16 protein-coding genes and 1 riboswitch are annotated in these 16,076 nt (G+C 77.1%); of the genes, 11 read left to right on the plus strand and 5 right to left on the minus strand.

All coding sequences use genetic code 11. The features are described 5' to 3' along the window. The first annotated feature begins 28 nt into the window (after positions 1–28). Positions 29–466: a rhodanese-like domain-containing protein gene (locus tag E9529_RS14090; protein WP_236831797.1), complete on the plus strand. Its 438-nt coding sequence runs from the start codon at positions 29–31 to the stop codon at positions 464–466. On the opposite strand, the gene E9529_RS14095 is transcribed toward E9529_RS14090, so the two are convergent. After that, a complete protein-coding gene (locus E9529_RS14095) occupies positions 450–1,019 on the minus strand; it encodes a GNAT family N-acetyltransferase (protein ID WP_236831784.1) in 570 nt (189 codons plus the stop codon). The two genes, E9529_RS14090 and E9529_RS14095, sit on opposite strands and share 17 nt — an antisense overlap. Positions 1,020–1,041: 22 nt before the next feature. Then, positions 1,042–1,845, minus strand: a complete 804-nt coding sequence (locus E9529_RS14100) for an SDR family oxidoreductase (protein ID WP_236831785.1) — start codon at positions 1,843–1,845, stop codon at positions 1,042–1,044. 115 nt (positions 1,846–1,960) lie between these two features. On the opposite strand from E9529_RS14100, the gene E9529_RS14105 reads away from it, so the two are divergent. The 7 genes from E9529_RS14105 to E9529_RS14135 all read left to right on the plus strand — a co-directional run bounded on the left by E9529_RS14105 (position 1,961) and on the right by E9529_RS14135 (position 7,624). After that, complete coding sequence (locus tag E9529_RS14105) at positions 1,961–2,338, plus strand: hypothetical protein (protein ID WP_236831786.1); 378 nt, start codon at positions 1,961–1,963, stop codon at positions 2,336–2,338. Then, entirely contained in the window at positions 2,299–2,667 is a 369-nt protein-coding gene (locus E9529_RS14110) for a Mut7-C RNAse domain-containing protein (RefSeq protein WP_236831798.1), read from the plus strand. Before E9529_RS14105 ends, E9529_RS14110 begins: the two co-directional genes overlap by 40 nt. Positions 2,668–2,761: 94 nt before the next feature. Beyond that, entirely contained in the window at positions 2,762–4,054 is a 1,293-nt protein-coding gene (locus E9529_RS14115; RefSeq protein ID WP_236831787.1) for an Nramp family divalent metal transporter, read from the plus strand. Between the two features lie 130 nt (positions 4,055–4,184). Then, a riboswitch (TPP riboswitch) is annotated at positions 4,185–4,288 on the plus strand. Then, positions 4,285–4,902 carry an ECF transporter S component gene (locus tag E9529_RS14120; protein ID WP_236831788.1) on the plus strand — a complete coding sequence of 206 codons (618 nt, stop codon included), beginning with the start codon at positions 4,285–4,287 and terminating at the stop codon, positions 4,900–4,902. It overlaps the preceding riboswitch by 4 nt. Positions 4,903–4,982: 80 nt before the next feature. After that, positions 4,983–6,332: an ABC transporter ATP-binding protein gene (locus tag E9529_RS14125; protein ID WP_236831789.1), complete on the plus strand. Its 1,350-nt coding sequence runs from the start codon at positions 4,983–4,985 to the stop codon at positions 6,330–6,332. Further along, on the plus strand, positions 6,329–7,096 hold the full coding sequence (locus E9529_RS14130) for an energy-coupling factor transporter transmembrane protein EcfT (RefSeq protein WP_236831790.1): 768 nt from the start codon (positions 6,329–6,331) through the stop codon (positions 7,094–7,096). The genes E9529_RS14125 and E9529_RS14130 overlap by 4 nt, the downstream gene beginning before the upstream one ends. 105 nt (positions 7,097–7,201) lie before the next feature. Further along, positions 7,202–7,624, plus strand: a complete 423-nt coding sequence (locus tag E9529_RS14135; protein ID WP_236831791.1) for an ATP-binding protein — start codon at positions 7,202–7,204, stop codon at positions 7,622–7,624. A gap of 13 nt (positions 7,625–7,637) precedes the next feature. Here E9529_RS14135 and E9529_RS14145 read toward each other — a convergent pair whose 3' ends face one another. Then, positions 7,638–10,172, minus strand: coding sequence for a SpoIIE family protein phosphatase (locus E9529_RS14145; protein ID WP_308195285.1), 2,535 nt, complete (start codon positions 10,170–10,172; stop codon positions 7,638–7,640). 788 nt (positions 10,173–10,960) lie between these two features. After that, positions 10,961–11,944, minus strand: coding sequence for a hypothetical protein (locus E9529_RS14150; protein ID WP_236831792.1), 984 nt, complete (start codon positions 11,942–11,944; stop codon positions 10,961–10,963). Positions 11,945–12,270: 326 nt separating this feature from the next. Between E9529_RS14150 and E9529_RS14155 the strand changes: the two genes are divergently transcribed. Next, the gene (locus E9529_RS14155) at positions 12,271–13,638 is read left to right on the plus strand and encodes an APC family permease (RefSeq protein ID WP_236831793.1); all 1,368 of its coding nucleotides are present in this window, start codon (positions 12,271–12,273) and stop codon (positions 13,636–13,638) included. 21 nt (positions 13,639–13,659) lie between these two features. Next, positions 13,660–14,604, plus strand: coding sequence for a nucleoside hydrolase (locus E9529_RS14160; protein ID WP_236831794.1), 945 nt, complete (start codon positions 13,660–13,662; stop codon positions 14,602–14,604). Here the strand turns inward: E9529_RS14160 and E9529_RS14165 are convergent, their stop codons facing one another. After that, positions 14,605–15,291 (minus strand): GAF and ANTAR domain-containing protein, encoded by a 687-nt coding sequence (locus E9529_RS14165; RefSeq protein WP_236831795.1) that lies wholly within the window; start codon positions 15,289–15,291, stop codon positions 14,605–14,607. 127 nt (positions 15,292–15,418) lie between these two features. Here E9529_RS14165 and E9529_RS14170 point away from each other — a divergent pair, with 127 nt between their 5' ends. Further along, positions 15,419–15,928: an ATP-binding protein gene (locus E9529_RS14170; protein WP_236831796.1), complete on the plus strand. Its 510-nt coding sequence runs from the start codon at positions 15,419–15,421 to the stop codon at positions 15,926–15,928. Positions 15,929–16,076 lie beyond the last annotated feature (148 nt).

Raw genomic sequence — 16,076 nt, forward strand, 5'->3', positions numbered from 1 at the left:
GCGGGGCGCACCTAGCGTCGGCCCGGTGATGGACTGGAGCACCGACCCGGCCGCCGCCGCGGCCCACTTCGCCCGCCGGCTGGCCGTGGAGACCGACGTCAGCGACGTCCACGCCGCCCTGGAGTCCGGGAGCCCCGGGCTCGTGCTGCTCGACAGCCGCAGCCGCGAGGCGTGGCAGCAGGGGCACGTGCCCGGCGCCGTGCACCTGCCGGGCGGCGAGCTCCCCGACCGGGCGGCCGCGGAGCTCGACCCGGCGGTCCCGGTGGTCACCTACTGCTGGGGGCCCGGGTGCAACGGCGCGACCCGCGCGGCGCTGCGGCTGGCGCTGCTCGGCTACCGGGTGCGCGAGATGATCGGCGGGTTCGAGTACTGGGCCCGGGAGGGCCTGCCCGTGGTGCGCCCGGACGGCGTGCACCGCGCCCCCGCAGACCCGCTCACCGCGCCGAGGGTCAGCTGCGGGTGCTGACCACCGGCACGGGGTCGTCGGCGAGGCGGGACCACAGCTCCTCGTCGTGCTTCACGCCGTCGCCGTAGCGGAAGGAACGCCGCAGCCGCCCCTCGCGGGTGAAGCCGGCCTTCTCGGCGACCCGGCCGGACGCCGGGTTCTCGACGGCGTGGCACAGCTCGACCCGGTCGACGGGGAGGGCGCCGAAGGCCCAGCGGCAGGCGGCGTCGACGGCGGCGGCCGCCAGGCCCCGCCCACGCGCGGCCGGAACCGTCCAGTAGCCGACCTGCGCGTTCCCGTGCAGCCGGTCGATGGAGTGCAGGGAGACCGAGGCGAGCAGCTGGTCCGGGGCCGGGTCGACCAGCGCCCAGGAGGCGTGGTCCCCCGACGTCCAGTCCATCCGGCGGCCGAGCAGCACCAGGGCGTCGGTGCGGGAGGCCACGCCCCCGCCGTTCCACCGCCGCAGCTCGGGGTCCTGGAACGCCGACCAGAGGGCGCCGATGTCGGTCTCCCGCCACGGGCGCAGCAGGAGGCCGCCCACCGGGAGGTCGACGGGCTGCAGCGGCTCGGTCACGCCCCCGATCGTGCCCCGGCGGTCAGCCGTCGGCGGAACCCGGGGCGCTCATGGGCTTCTGGCTCTTGCCGGCGAGGGAGTCGGGCACGAGCGCGGCGAGGCGGCCCATCAGCTTGCTGCTCACCGACCCGGCTAACACCGAGGCCTCGCCCTTCATCAGCCCCTCGAACCCCTGCCGGGCGACCAGCGCCGGGTCGTCCTTGCTGTCGCTCGCGCCCAGCTTGGTGTCGGTGAGGTCGCCGCGGTCGAAGAACTCCGTGTCGGTGGGGCCGGGCAGCAAGGCGGTGACGGTCACGCCGGTGCCGTCCAGCTCCTCGCGGAGGCCCAGGGCCAGGAACTGCACGAACGCCTTCGTGGCGGCGTAGACGGCCTGGAAGGGCCCCGGCGCCTGCGAGGCCACCGACGAGGTGAACAGGATCCGCCCCTCGCCGCGGGTGACCATGTCCTGGGCGACGCGCTTGGCCAGGTGCATCGTGGAGATGCAGTTCAGCTCGACCATGGCGATCTCCCGGTCGACGTCGGTCTCGACGAAGCGACCACCGAGGCCCACGCCGGCGTTGAGCGCCGCCGCGTCGAGCGGCCGGCCGGAGCCGCGCACGGCCGCGACGACCTTCTCCACCTCCTCGCGCCGGGTGAGGTCGGCCCGGACCGGCGAGACGGCGGCACCGCGCTGGCGCAGCTCGAGCGTCGCCGCGTCGAGCTCGGCGTCCTCGGCGACGACGACGAGGTCGAACCCGTGCTCGGCGAACTGCTTCGCCAGCTCCAGCCCGATGCCGCTGGAGGCACCGGTGACGAAGGCGAGGGGGCGGGGCGTTGCGTCGGTCACGGGACCTCCAGGGTGGGACGGCGGACGGCTCCCTCCGTGCCCAGGAGGGCACCGGTGCACTCCTGGTGCGCGTGTCGGCGGCCGGCCGGGGTAGCCCGCCGCCGTGGAGGTGCGCGTGCGGCCCGCCCCGGACCTGCGCCGGCTGCTGGCGCCGCGCTACCGCGGCGCCGGCGAGCGGCCGCTGCCCTTCGACCCCGACGCGACCGTGGGCCACCTCGTGCAGGCCGCCGGGATCCCGTTCACCGAGGTCGGGGAGGTCCGCGTGGACGGCGCCCCGGTGCCGGTCACGGCCCGCGTCCGCCCCGGCGCGGTGCTCGAGGTGGTGCCGGCGCCGCGGCCGGTCGCCGTCCCGCCGGGCGGGTTCCTGCTCGACGTCGGCCTGGGCGCCCTCGCCCGCGGCTGCGGCTGCTCGGTGCGGACGCCGCCTGGTCCAACGATGCCGACGACCCGGCGCTGGTCGCCCGGGCGGCCGCGGAGGACCGGGTGCTGCTGACGCAGGACCGCGGCCTGCTCATGCGCCGGGCGTTGCCGCACGGCGCGCTGGTGCGGGGCGACCGGCCCGGGGAGCAACTGGCGGACGTGCTGGACCGGTTCACCGTGCCGCTGGCACCGCTCACCCGCTGCACCGCCTGCGGCGCCGCCCTCCACCCGGTGCCGAAGGCGGAGGTCGCCGGCCTGCTGGAGCCGGGCACCCGCCGCACCGTCCAGGACTTCTCCCGGTGCGCCGGCTGCGGGCGGGTGTACTGGCGCGGCGCCCACGCCGCGCGCATCGACGCGCTCGTCGAGCGCGCCCGGCGGGCCGGCCGGGGCAGGCAAGGCTGACCTTGGCCCCCGGGGGCCACGGGTCGGCCCCGGTGTGACACCCGGGCCGGGCAGACCAGGAGCGACCGCCCACCCGGACCCCTGCGAGGCCGCCGTGTACCTGTCGAAGACCGAGGCCGCCGTCCTGCCGACGACGCTCCGCGCCCCCGCGCAGCGCCCGGCCGAGCCCGCGCCGGGCCGCCGCCGGCTCTGGTCGATGCTCGGCCCGGCCTTCGTCGCCGCCGTCGCCTACGTCGACCCCGGCAACTTCGCGACCAACTTCTCCGGCGGTGCCGCGTTCGGCTACACCCTGCTGTGGGTCATCGTCGCGGCCAACCTCATGGCGATGCTCATCCAGTCGCTGACGGCCAAGCTCGGCCTCGCCACCGGCCGCGACCTGGCCACCCTCTGCCGCGAGAACCTGCCCCGGCCGGTCACCCGGGGGCTGTGGCTGCAGGCCGAGGCGGTCGCGATCGCCACCGACCTCGCAGAGATCGTCGGCGGCGCGGTCGCGCTGTACCTGCTGTTCGGGGTCCCGCTGCCGATCGGCGGCGTCATCACCGCCGTCGTCGCGTTCGTCCTGCTGGCCGCGCAGTCCCGCGGGTACCGGCCGTTCGAGCGGGTCATCGCCGGCCTGCTGCTGGTCATCGGCATCGGGTTCGGCTACACGCTGCTCGGCTCGGGCGTCGACCCGGGCGGGCTCGCCGGCGGCATGGTGCCCTCGTTCGACGGCGCCGAGAGCCTCGTGCTGGCCACCGGCATCCTGGGCGCCACGGTGATGCCGCACGTCATCTACGTGCACTCGGCGCTCACCCCGGGCCGCTACGGCGACGCGTTCACCGCCGGCCGCACCCGGGAGGGCCGGGGCCGGCTGCTGCGGGCGCAGCGCATCGACATCGTCCTGGCCATGGGGCTGGCCGGGCTGGTCAACGCCGCGATGCTGGTCATCGCCGCGCAGCTGTTCACCAGCGACAGCGGCGTCGACAGCCTCGAGGGGGTGCACGCCGGGCTCGGCGACCAGCTCAGCACCGGCGCCGCGCTCGCCTTCGCCCTCGCGCTGCTGGCCTCGGGCTTCGCCTCCTCGTCGGTGGGCACGCACGCCGGGCAGGTCGTGATGGCCGGGTTCCTCAAGCGGCACATCCCGGTGCTCGCCCGCCGGCTGATCACCCTCGCCCCGGCCCTGGCCGTGCTGGTGCTGGGCGGCGACCCGACGACCGCGCTGGTGTGGTCGCAGGTCGTGCTCTCGTTCGGCATCCCGTTCGCCCTGGTGCCGCTGCTGTGGCTCACCAGCCGCCGCGAGCTGATGGGCGGCTGGGTGAACCGCCGGACCACCACCGTGGCGGGCTGCGTCGTCGCCGCCCTGATCATCGGGCTCAACGCCCACCTGCTCCTGGGCTTCGTCCTCTGACAGCGGTCGGCGCGGGGGGCGTTATGTGCACATAACGCCCGGCAGAGGGGGTGGTCGGTGCGGGGGCGTTATGTGCACATAACGCCCGGCAGAGGGGGTGGGCTACGCTCGGCGGCACAACTGAACAGCCATCACACAGCAGGGGAGCGCTTCGGCGCTGAGAGTGCGGGATCCCGCAGACCCTCGAACCTGATCCGGGTCATGCCGGCGCAGGGAGCCTGGAGGAAGCAATGGCCGAACCGGCCGTCCGTCCGTCGAACGCTGCGCCCACCCGGGAGCGCACCAACCGCTGGCGCACCGTCGACATCGTCGTCACCGCCGTGCTCGGCGCCGCCTTCGGCGTCGTCTTCTGGGCCTGGGGCCTGCTCTGGGCCGGCACCGGGACGGCGTTCGCCGCCTTCCCGCCCGCCCAGGCCTTCATGTACGGCGTCTGGCTCATCCCCGCCGTGCTCGCCCCGCTGATCGTCCGCAAGCCCGGCGCCGGCCTGTTCGCCGAGCTGGTGGCCGCGATCGTCTCCGCGCTGCTCGGCTCCGCGTGGGGGACGACGACCATCGTCTACGGCCTGCTGCAGGGCCTGGCCGGGGACGCCGGGTTCGCCGCGTTCCGCTACCGGCGCTTCGGCTGGTCGCCCGCGGTGCTGGCCGCCGTCCTCGCCGGGGCGACCGCCGCCGTCCTCGACCTCGTCTACTACTACCCCGACTGGTCGGCCGGCTGGAAGACGACGTACGTCGCGCTGGTCGTGGCCAGCACCGCGGTGGTCGCCGGGATCGGCAGCGTGCTGCTGGCCCGCGCGCTGGCCGCGAGCGGCGCGCTGTCGTCGTTCGCCTCCGGCCGCACCCGGGTCTGACGACGTCCGGGGCCACGGGCCCGGCTGCCGTCCGGCTGGACGGCTGGGGCTTCCGGCACGCCACCCGCCGGGCGTGGGCGGTGCGGGACGTCGACCTGCGGGTCGCCCCCGGCGAGCGGGTGCTGCTCACCGGCCGCTCGGGCGCCGGCAAGTCCACGCTGCTGCGCGCGCTCGGCGGGCTGCTGGAACCGGAGAGCGGTGACGTCGAGGGGGAGCTCACCGTCGACGGCGCTCCACCGGACCGCGCCCGGCAGCGGGTCGGCACGGTCTTCCAGGACCCGGACAGCCAGCTGGTCATGACCCGCGCCGGGGACGACGTCGCCTTCGGGCTCGAGAACGTCGGGACGCCGCCCGCGCTCATCTGGCCCGCCGTCGACGCCGCGCTGGACGCCGTCGGGTTCGACCTCGGCCGCGACCGGGCGACCGCGGCGCTCTCGGGCGGGCAGAAGCAGCGGCTGGTGCTCGCCGGGGCGCTCGCCCCCCGCCCCGGGCTGCTCCTGCTGGACGAGCCCACCGCCCAGCTGGACCCGGACGGCGCGGCGCTGGTCCGCGGGGCGGTGAGCCGCGCGGTGGCCGACCGGTCGGCCACCCTGGTCGTCGTCGACCACGACCTGGAGGCCTGGCTGCCGCTCGTCGACCGGGTCGTGGAGCTGCTGCCCGGCGGCGGGCTCACCGAGCACCCGGCCGGCTGGACGCCGCCGCCGCTGCGGTTCCCCTCTCGCCGCCCCGATCCGCCGGCCGGCGAGGAGCTGCTCCGGGCCGAGGCGGTCACCTACACCCACCGCGGGTCGCACCGCCCCGCCCTCCCGGCCACCGACGCGGTGCTCCCCGCCGGCCGGACGCTCGCCGTGACCGGGCCCAACGGCACCGGCAAGTCCACGCTGGCCCTGCTGCTGGCCGGGCTGCGCACGCCGACGGCCGGGGAGATCCGGGTAGGTCCGGCGCTGCGGGCCGGTCTGCGCCGGCCCGACCGCCCCCCGGCGCGGTGGCGCGCGGCCGAGCTCGTCGAGCGGATCGGCACGGTGTTCCAGCAGCCCGAGCACCAGTTCCTCACCGGGCGGGTCCGCGACGAGCTCTCGCTCGGGCCGCTGCGGGCAGGAGCCGACCGGACGGCGGCGGGCCGGCGCGCCGACGAGCTGCTGGAGCGGCTGGGGCTGGCCCCGCTCGCCGAGGCCAACCCGTTCACCCTCTCCGGCGGCCAGCAGCGCCGGCTCTCGGTGGCGACGGCGCTGGCGACCCGGCCGCCGGTGCTGGTGCTGGACGAACCGACCTTCGGCCAGGACCGCGACACCTGGGCCGAGCTGGTCGCGCTGCTGGCCGAGCAGCAGGCCGACGGCCGCGCGCTGTGCCTCGTCACCCACGACACCGCCGTCGTCGACGCCCTGGCCGACGACGTCCTCCGCCTCGGCGACCCGGTGCGGGCGTCGTGAGCGCACCGCTGACCCTCGGCCCGGCCCGCGAGGTGCCCCTGTCCGCGGTCAACCCCGTCGCCCAGCTCGCGGCGATCGCCGTCCTGACCGTGGTGCTCCTGGTCAGCGGCGACCTGGTCACCCCGTCGGTGGTGCTCGCCGCCGAGCTGGCGCTGCTGCCCGCCGCGGGCCTGACCACGCCGCGCGCGATCCTGCGCCGCACGTGGCCCCTCCTGCTGAGCGCGGCCGGCGTCGCCTGGGTCAACGTCGCGTTCGGCACCCTCGACGGCGCGGCCGCGTGGCTGAGCGGGGCCACCTGGGGGCTGCGGGTGATCGCGCTGGCCCTGCCCGGCGTCCTGCTGGTCGCCTCCACCGACCCGGTGCGGCTGGCCGACGCGCTGACCCTGCACTGGCGGGTCTCCACCCGCTTCGCCTACGGGGCGCTCGCCGCTCTGCGCCTGGTGCCGCTGCTGGCCACCGAGTGGCAGACCATCCGCCTCGCCCGCCGCGCACGCGGCGTCGACGCCGGCGCCAGCCCGGTGGCCCGGGTGCGGCTGTTCGCCGGCACCGCGTTCGCGCTGCTCGTCGGCGCGATCCGGCGGGGCAGCCGGCTGGCGACGGCGATGGACGCCCGCGGCTTCGACTCCGGCGTGCCTCGCAGCAACGCCCGGGGCTCCGTGCTGCACCGGCGGGACGCCTGGTTCGTCGCCGGCGCCGTCGCGGCTTGCGTGCTGGCGGTGACGCTGAGCGTGCAGACGGGCCACTGGTCCCCGATCCTCGGCTGACGCGGTGTGACCTCGGCGACATCGGGTTTAGCCGGCCGCGCTCCGGCCGATAGCGAACGGTCGGGCCCGTGCGCTCCCAGGGCCTGGGATCGAGGAGAGCAGAGCGTGACAGGGCAGGCGGCCGGCACGATCTGGCCGTCGGCGTACCCGCCCGCGGCCGAACCGGTCCTCACCTGGCGGCTGCGTGACGTCGCCGAGCTGCCCGCGGTGCGGGCCCAGGTCCGCGCCAGCCTCAGCCGCCCCGGTCTCGCCGACCTGCTCGACCGGCTGGTGCTGGCCCTGGACGAGATGGCCTCCAACGCCCTGCGCCACGGCGGCGGTGAGGTGCGGGCGGCGCTGCGCACCACCGGGGACGCCTACCTGCTCGAGGTGACCGACCAGGCCGCCCAGAAGCCGCCGGCGCCCGCCGTGGACCGCGACCCGAGCCTCGGGGGGCTGGGGCTCTACCTGATCGCCGAGCTCGCCGCCGCGCACGGCTGGTACGCCGACGCGGGCGCCAAGCACGTCTGGGCTCTGCTCCGCCGCTGACGGCCGGCGCAGGTCAGTCCTGCGGGTGCAGCCGGAGCGCCACGAGGGCGACGTCGTCCTGCAGCCCCTCGGGGCGGAGCCGCTCCAGCAGCCCGTCGCACAGCTCGGGGAGCGGCCGGCGGGCCAGCTCGGCCAGCGCCGACCGCAGGCGGGCGGTGCCCTCGTCGAGCGAGAGGTCGCGCCCCTCGACGAGGCCGTCGGTGTAGAGCAGCAGCGTGCTGCCCCGCGGCACCACCACCACCGTCTCGGTGCGCCGCGTGGCCGGCTCGACCCCGAGCATCAGCTCGGCCCGCTCCCCGGCCAGCTCCTCGATCCGGCCGTCCGGCCGCAGCAGCAGCGGCGGCGGGTGGCCGGCGTTCGACCAGCGCAGCCGGGTCACGCCCGCGGCCCGGTCCTCATCGCTCTGCTCGACGCGCACGACCGCGGCGGTGGCCAGCGTCCCCACGCCCAGGCCCCCGATGGCGAGGTCGAGGTCGGTGAGCACGCCGGCCGGGCCGACGTCGCGGTAGGCGATGCCGCGGAGCATCCCGCGCAGCTGGCCCATGGCCGCCGCCGCCGCGGTGTCGTGCCCGACGACGTCGCCGATGACCAGCACCGTCGCGCCCGAGGGCTGCAGGAAGGCGTCGTACCAGTCGCCGCCGACCTCGGCGACGGCCATCGCCGGGTGGTAGCGCACGACGATCTCGGAGTGGTCGGGCTGCGGCGGCGCCGTGAGCAGGCTGCGCTGCAGCCCCTCGGCCAGCCGGCGCTGCTGCTCGTAGAGGCGGGCGTTGTCCAGCGCCAGCGCGGCCCGGCCGGCGACCTCGCGCACCGTCGCCACGTCCTCCTGGTCGGGCAGCGGCCGGTCGGCGGACCGGTAGACGCTCAGCGCCCCGAGAGTCCGGCCCCGGGCGGACAGCGCCATCGTGATCGCAGACCGCGGCGCCAGCTCCCGGAAGGCGTCGCTGACCTCGCCGGGGGGCAGCGTGCGCCCCACGGCGGTGCCGACATCGGGAACCACGAGGACCTGCCCGGAGGCGAGCGCCCGGAGGATCGGCGCGTCGGGCGGGATGGAGGCCAGCCGCAGGGCGGCGTACCGGCGGACGGCGTCCCGGAGCCCCGGCTCGCGGTGCCAGCTCGCGACGTCGCGCATCCGGCCGTCCTCGTCGGCGAGGCTCAGGATCGACCAGTCGCCGAGCTCGGGGACGAGCAGCTCGGCGACCTGCTGCAGCGCCTCCTCCTCCCGCAGCCGGGTGCCCAGCGAGGCCGTCATCGCGGTCGCGGTGTTGGCGACCAGCGCGAGGCGGGCGGCGCTGCGGCGGGCCTGCTCCTCCGCCGCCCGCCGCTCGGTCACGTCCAGGAAGGAGACCGACAACCCGTCGGGTGTCGGCCAGCTGCGCACCTCGTACCAGGCGTCCAGCGGCACCGGGTAGAACGCCTCGAACAGCTGCTCGCGGCCGGTCTCCGCCGCGGCCCGGTAGTACCGCTCGAAGTCGCTGCCCACGGCGGCCGGGAACAGCTCCCAGATGATCCCGCCGATCAGGTCGTCCCGGGCGGCGCCCAGCACCCGCTCGGCCTCGGCGTTGACGTAGGTGAACCGCCATTCGCGGTCCAGCGAGAAGAAGGATGCCTTCATCGCCTCGAGCAGGCGGGCGATCCGCACGTCCTCCTGGCGCTGCGGCGTCGTGTCGAAGGCGGCGCCGAGCAGCCGCACCGCGGTCCCGCCGTCGTCGCGGACCGCGCGGCCCCGGCCCCGGACCCAGCGGGTGTCGCCCGACGGCAGGACGACGCGGAACTCGGCGTCGTAGTCACCGCGCCCGTCGATGGCCGCCTGCAGAGCCTCGGTCGTCCGATCGCGGTCGTCGGGGTGGACGCGGGAGACGAAGGCGTCGATCGTCTCGCCGAAGTCGGCCCGCTCGTAGCCGAACAGGGCCAGCAGCCGGTCGTCCCACAGCAGCCGTCCGGTCCGCAGGTTCCAGTCGAAGCTGCCGATGCCGGCGGCGTCGATGGCGAGCTCGAAGCGCACCCGGTGCGCCTCGTACTCGGCGGTGAGCGCCATGAGCTGCAGCTCGGTGCTCACCGAGTCGGCGAGCTGGCGCAGCAGGGCGACGTCGCGGTCGGTCCACTCCCGCACCCGCTGCTCGACGGCGCACAGCGCCCCGATCGGCTCACCGCCCGAGTCGCGGACCGGGATGCCGAGGTAGGCGCCGATCACCCCGGACCGGACGGGCTCGCGGCCGGCCAGCCGCTCGTCGCGGGTCGTGTCCGCCACGACCACCGGGGCGTCCTCGACCACCGCGACGGCGCACAGCGAGCGGTCGAGCGGCACCCGGGCCCCGATCCCGCCCGGCGGTAGGCCGGTGCCGGCCACGGCGGTCTGCACCTCGCCGACGAGCGAGACCTGGACGGCGGCGCAGTCCAGCAGCCGGGTGGCGAGGTCGGTCAGGCGCTGGAGGCTCCGCGACCCGAGCGCCTCGCCGACGAGCGCGCGGACGACGTCCACGCGGCGCTCCGGCCCGGGCGTCGTCCGGGGGGCGGCCGGCCCGTCGGGGAGGTCGGCGGCGGTCACGTCGTTCCCCTCCACAGACGGTCCGCGGTGGCCGGCGGCACGGTTGCTGCGGCCGCGGCCAGGGGAAGAGCCTGTCACACCGGGCGAGCGGACCCGCGCACCGCGTCCCGCGGGCGCGGCAGAGGGGCGGTGCGGAGGGGCGACCCGGCCGCCGGGGCGGGCGCCCGGGGAGGACCGGACCGACCGGGGTCCGGCCCGCTGCGGCGGGCGCCCGCCGTCCGGCGGGAGGAAGCGGACGGCGGAGCCGTCCACCGGCACGTGCCCACGGGCTCCGCGGCGCCGTCCGTTCGCGTCGTCCCGGAGCGCCGGCCGGGGACCGGGACCCGGCGCCGGGCGACGTCGGCACCCCTGCCCGGCCGGGAGGCCGGTGGCCCGCTCCGCCGCAGCCGGCCAGGCACCGGCCGGTCAGAGACCCGGGCGGTCGCGGGAGGGTCGCGCCGCCGGGCACCGGCAGGGGCCTGTCGTCCACCGCGCCGGACGGTTCGCGGGACCCGCGGTCGCCCGCCACCCGCCGTCCGTGCCTCCCTGGAGGGTCCGCGCGCTGCTGCGGGAGCAGCAGCCGGCGGGGGGTCGAGGCCGGATCGGTGGGACGACGAGCTCTGCGGGTGCCCGGAGGGGGCACCGTCGGGGGTGGGCCAGGTGCGGCCGAGGTCGGCCGGGGAGGACGTGCTCGCGGAGCCGGGCGACGGTCCGCGGCCACCCGGGGAAGGGGGTGGCCGGTTCCGGCGCGCTCGACGGGGAGCGGTGGACGGCGTGCCGCGGCTGGGTGCCGTGGTCGCGCTGCGGGATCAGCCGGGCGCCGGAGGCGCCGGGCGGGGGTGCGACGAGGGTGCCCGCGTGGTGGGCGGCGCCGGGTCGGTGCCGCCCGCGGGCCCGGTTCGTCGCGGGGAGCCGCGGACCGCGGGAGGGTCGCCCCGCGCCCCGGCTCCGCCGGATCCCTGCGGGGACCTCGGCACCGGCACCCGCGGGGTCCGGTGCGCCGGTGCGGGGGTGCGGACCGGGAGGGACGGCGGCGTGGACCGCGCCCCGTACCGACCCGGGGACGGCCAGTCCCGCTGCGGACGCCAGCCGGCGCGTGGCCGGTGCCGTGCGGCGGGGTCCGTGGGACCCGGGTGGGAGGAGGGACGGGCGGTCGCGTCAGGTGCGGCCGTACCGGTTCGCGACCCCGGCGACGACGCCGGTACCGCAGGAAGGAGCGCCGCGGCGGGGGAAGACGCCACGGGCTGGATCGAGGGGGTGCTGGGCAGCTCGCGCAGCACCACCGGGGGGTCGAGGTCGCGCAGCGCCCGGGAAGCGGGACGACCCCAGCTCAGGTGCCGGCCCTGCTCGCCGGCGCCCCACAGCGCCATCCGGCGGGTGAAGGCGCGCACCGCGGCGCGGCGGCGGCCCGGCACCGGGGCGGGCGGCGGGGTGGTGCGCCAGGCGAGGTGCTGGCCCTGGTCACCGGCGCCCCACAGCGCCACCCGGCGGCCGATGCCGCGCAGCCCGCCCAGCGGCTCGCGGACCCGCTCGGGCACGACGACGACGCGGGGGGAGTGGACCGGGAACGCCACCGGGCGGGGCACCCGGGCCGCAGGTGCCGGCTGGACCGACCGAAGCGGGGCGGGCCGGGCGCTCCGGTGCGCGGCCGGCCGCGGACGGGGGCGGGGGCGGCTCTGGTCGGCCCGGTCCAGGACGTCGATGAGCCCCGCCAGCGCGCCCGCCGGCTCGTGCACGGGGCGGTCGGCGCGCAGGGCGGCGGCGGGCCCGATGGCCTGCCGGCTGCTGCTCATGTCGCCTCCCGAAGTCGTGTCCGCAACCGGGGAAGGTGTCGCGGACAAGGAGAAAAGTAGGGACCGGCGGGCCCGCGGGCCGGCTCCCGGGACACCCCTCCGGCGCCGCGTGACCGAACCGTTGCGGGGGGCTGCCGCACCGGCGGGTGACCCCTCCCCCGGCGCGTGCCCTTGTCGATTCGGCGGCGCCCCACGAGCGTGGGGCGGGCTCCAGGGGCGGTCGGTCACCTCGGGACGACGCCGGCGTGCCCGGCGTGTCGGGGCGCGCACCCGGTCGGGGGACGCGCCGAATTGCCCGGCCCCCGGCCGCTGCGCAGACTCGCCCGGTGAGCGACCACGGGGAGAGCACCGGCACGGGGGACGACGGCGCCGGGACGACCAGGCTGCGCCGCGCGATCAGCGGGCGGCTGCTGTACGTCTTCATCCTCGGCGACGTGCTGGGCGCCGGGATCTACGCGCTGGTCGGCGAGATCGCCGGTGAGGTCGGCGGCGCGGTGTGGCTGCCGCTCCTGGTGGCGCTGGGGCTGGCGCTGCTCACCGCCGCCTCCTACGCCGAGCTGGTGACCAAGTACCCCCGCGCCGGGGGGTCGGCGGTGTTCGCCGAGCGCGCGTACCGCAGCCCCCTGGTCTCCTTCCTCGTCGGCTTCTGCATGCTCGCGGCCGGGGTGACCAGCGCGGCCGGGCTCTCGCTGGCCTTCGCCGGTGACTACCTCGGCGTCTTCCTGGACGTCCCCACCGTCGCCGCGGCGCTGGTGTTCCTCCTGCTGGTCGGGCTGCTCAACGCGCGCGGCATCCAGGAGTCGGTGCGGGCCAACGTCGTCATGACGGTCGTCGAGGTGTCGGGGCTGGTGCTGGTCGTCGTCCTCGGTGCCTTGGTGCTCGGGCGAGGTGACGGCGACCCGGGCCGGGTGGTCGAGTTCCCGCCCGGGGTCCCGGTGGCCACCGGCGTGCTGGCGGCCGCGCTGCTGGCGTACTACTCCTTCGTCGGCTTCGAGGTGTCGGCCAACGTGGCCGAGGAGGTGCGCGACGTGCGCCGCGTCTACCCGCGGGCGCTGTTCGGCGCGCTGCTGACCGCCGGGGTGGTCTACCTGCTGGTGGGGCTCGCGGCGTCGGTGGTGCTGGGCCCGGAGGACCTCGCGGCCTCCTCCGGGCCGCTGCTGGCGGTGGTGCAGGCGGCCGACGTCGGCGTCCCCGACCGGCTGTTCAGCCTGGTGGCCCTGGTGGCGGTCGCCAACGGCGCGCTGCTGACCATGATCATGGCCAGCCGGCTGGTGTTCGGGATGGCGGAGCAGGGGCTGCTCCCGCGCCCGCTGGGCCGCGTGCTCCCCGGGCGCCGGACCCCCTGGGTGGCGATCGTGCTGACCACGGCGGTGGCGATGGGGCTGACCACCGTCGGCGACCTGGGCGACCTCGCCAACGCGGTGGTGCTGCTCCTGCTCCTGGTCTTCCTCAGCACCAACACCGCCGTCCTGGTCCTGCGCCGCGACCGCATCCAGGAGGAGCACTTCCGGGCGCCCACGGTGCTGCCGGTGCTGGCGATCGGGTCGTGCCTGCTGCTGCTGTGGCAGCAGGAGGCGGGCACGTGGCTCCTGGCCGGCGCGGAGCTGGGCGTCGGCGTCCTGCTCTACCTGCTCACCCGCGTCCCCCGGCGGACCGGGCAGCGCAGCACCCCGGAGGCCGACCGGGTCGGCTGAGGGCCCTGGGAGGATGCGCCGGTGACCGACCGCACCCCGCTGGTGATCGACACCGACCCGGGCATCGACGACGCGCTCGCCATCCTGCTGGCCCTGGCCAGCCCGGAGGTCGAGCTGCAGCTCGTCACGACCGTGCACGGCAACGTGGAGCTGCCCCAGGTCACCGAGAACGCCCTGCGGGTGCTGCACCTCGCCGGCCGCTCCGCCGTGCCGGTCGCCGCCGGCGCGCGGAGCTCGCTGGTCCACCCGCAGCCCGAGCGCGCCGGCCACGTGCACGGCGCGGCGGGCCTGGGCGGGGTGCAGCTGCCGCCCTCACCGGCGGCGGTGGACCCCCGGCCCGCGGTCGCCGCCCTCGCCGAGCTGCTGGCGGCCTCCCCCACGCCGGTGACCGTCGCCGCCATCGGGCCGCTCACCAACATCGCGCTGCTGCTGGCCGGGCACCCGGAGGCCGCGGAGCGCATCGGCCGGCTGGTCGTGATGGGCGGCTCGGCCGGGCGCGGCGGCAACGTCACCGCGGCCGCCGAGTTCAACATCTGGTCCGACCCCGAGGCGGCCCAGGTGGTGCTCTCCTCCGCGGTGCCCACCGTGCTGGTGGGGCTGGACGTCACCCTGCCCACCGTGCTCACCGAGGAGGGGATCGCCCGCTTCGCCGCGGCGGGCCCGATCGGCCGCAGCGCGGCGGCGATCCTCCAGGAGTACGTCGACCACGCGCGCGACGCGTACGGCCTCGCAGGGGTCGTGGTGCACGACGCCCTGGCGCTCACCGAGGCGATCGCGCCGGGCACCCTCGGGACGGTGCGGCGCGACGTCGTCGTCGACACCACCGCCGGCCCCGGGAGAGGGCAGACGCTGGTCGACCGCCGGGCGGTGTCGCGCTCGGCGACGGCGGTCGAGGTGGCCGAGACCGTCGACAGCGCGGCAGCGGTGGACTTCCTTGTCTCCCGGCTGGCCCGGCTGGACGGCTGATCAGCGCGCCTGCGTGCCCGCCACGATGCCGGTGGCGATGTCGCGCAGCTTGCGGTTGTAGCGCTGGGAGGCCTGCCGCAGGATCTCGAACGCCTGCTCGGCGTCGACGTGCCGCTCGGCCATGAGCACGCCCTTCGCCTGCTCGATCACCGCCCGCGACTCCATCGCCGTGCGCATGTTCCGCGCGTCGTCCAGCAGGCGGGCGTGGGCATCGGCGTTGGCGACGGCCACCGCGATCGCCTCCGCCGTCTCCAGCCCCGCGGCCAGCGCCTCGGGCGTCGCGAACGCCTCCGGCCGCGTCGAGTAGATGTTGAGCGCGCCGATCCACGAGCCCTGGTAGGGCAGCGGGACCGACAGCGAGCTGCGCACCTGCGTCTCGCGGACGCGGGCGACGTAGCGCGGCCAGCGCTCCTCGGTGCGCATGTCGTCGACGCGCAGCACCACCCCGCCGCGCCCGGCGTCCAGGCACGGGCCGCCGTCCTCGGCGTACTGGAGCTCGTCGGCCATCAGCGCCATCTCGCCGGTGTAGGCGGCCGTGAACGGCTTGTTCCCGCGGATGAGCGTGGTGGACACCGCCTCCGCTCCGGGGATCGCGCGGGCCGCGATGGCCGTGATCTCACCCAGAACGTCGGCCAGCTCCCGGTCGCCCAGGGCGACCTTGCTCAGCTCGCGCAGCACCTCGTCCACCGGGACAGTCTGCCCGGTGGGGCGCCCACCGCTCGCCCCCCTTCGCGCGCCGCGCCCGCATCGGTCAGGATGGGGCGATCCGGGACGCCTCCGGGCGCGCCCTGCGGAGCAGACGCGAGAGGACGAGATGGCCGACGAGCAGGCCCACCACGCGTGGCCGTCCGCGCCCGTCCCCTCCGTCCCGGGCGACGTGTGGCACTGGCAGCTCGAGGCGATGCACGTGGTGTCCCGGGTGCGCACCGACCTGCGGGCCCGGATCGCCCACCCCTCGGTCTCCGCCGCCTCCACCGAGGACGCGCGCGACGGGCTGCTCCTGGTGTTCGAGGAGCTGGCGTCCAACGCGCTGCGGCACGGCGGGGGCGACGTGCGCGCGCTGGTGGTCGCCGGCCCCGCGGGCTGGCTGCTCGACCTCAGCGACGAGGCACCCGACCGCCCGCCGGTGCCGGCCGTCGACCGGGACCCCGCGCTCGGCGGCATGGGGCTGCACCTGGTGGCCCAGCTCTCCACCGACTACGGCTGGGAGCAGCGGCCCGGGCGCAAGCACGTCTGGGCGCTGCTGCCCTCGGGCAAGGAGCCCGCCGAGCCGCTGCGCGAGCGGCTCCCCGAGCAGCGCTCCCCCGGCGTCGGCCGCGACTGACGGCCGCCCCGGCTCCTGCTCCCGCCGCCCCCCGGCGACGATCAGGTTCGGTGGTCTCAAGGAGCGGTCGCAACGCCACCGTTGTGATCGTCGGCTGAGAGTAGAGCGGCGAGTCGTTCGGCGGGGGTGTCCCAGCCGAGTGTCTCGC

This window comes from Blastococcus sp. KM273128 (genome assembly GCF_021698975.1).
In the GTDB taxonomy this organism is placed as follows: Bacteria; Actinomycetota; Actinomycetes; order Mycobacteriales; family Geodermatophilaceae; genus Blastococcus.

Bases quoted from the DNA above. Each gene is read 5' to 3' on its own strand.
- E9529_RS14090 (WP_236831797.1), top strand. From the start codon at position 29: ATGGACTGGAGCACCGACCCGGCCGCCGCCGCGGCCCACTTCGCCCGC.
- E9529_RS14120 (WP_236831788.1), top strand. From the start codon at position 4,285: ATGGCCGAACCGGCCGTCCGTCCGTCGAACGCTGCGCCCACCCGGGAG.
- E9529_RS14150 (WP_236831792.1), bottom strand. From the start codon at position 11,944: ATGAGCAGCAGCCGGCAGGCCATCGGGCCCGCCGCCGCCCTGCGCGCC.
- E9529_RS14170 (WP_236831796.1), top strand. From the start codon at position 15,419: ATGGCCGACGAGCAGGCCCACCACGCGTGGCCGTCCGCGCCCGTCCCC.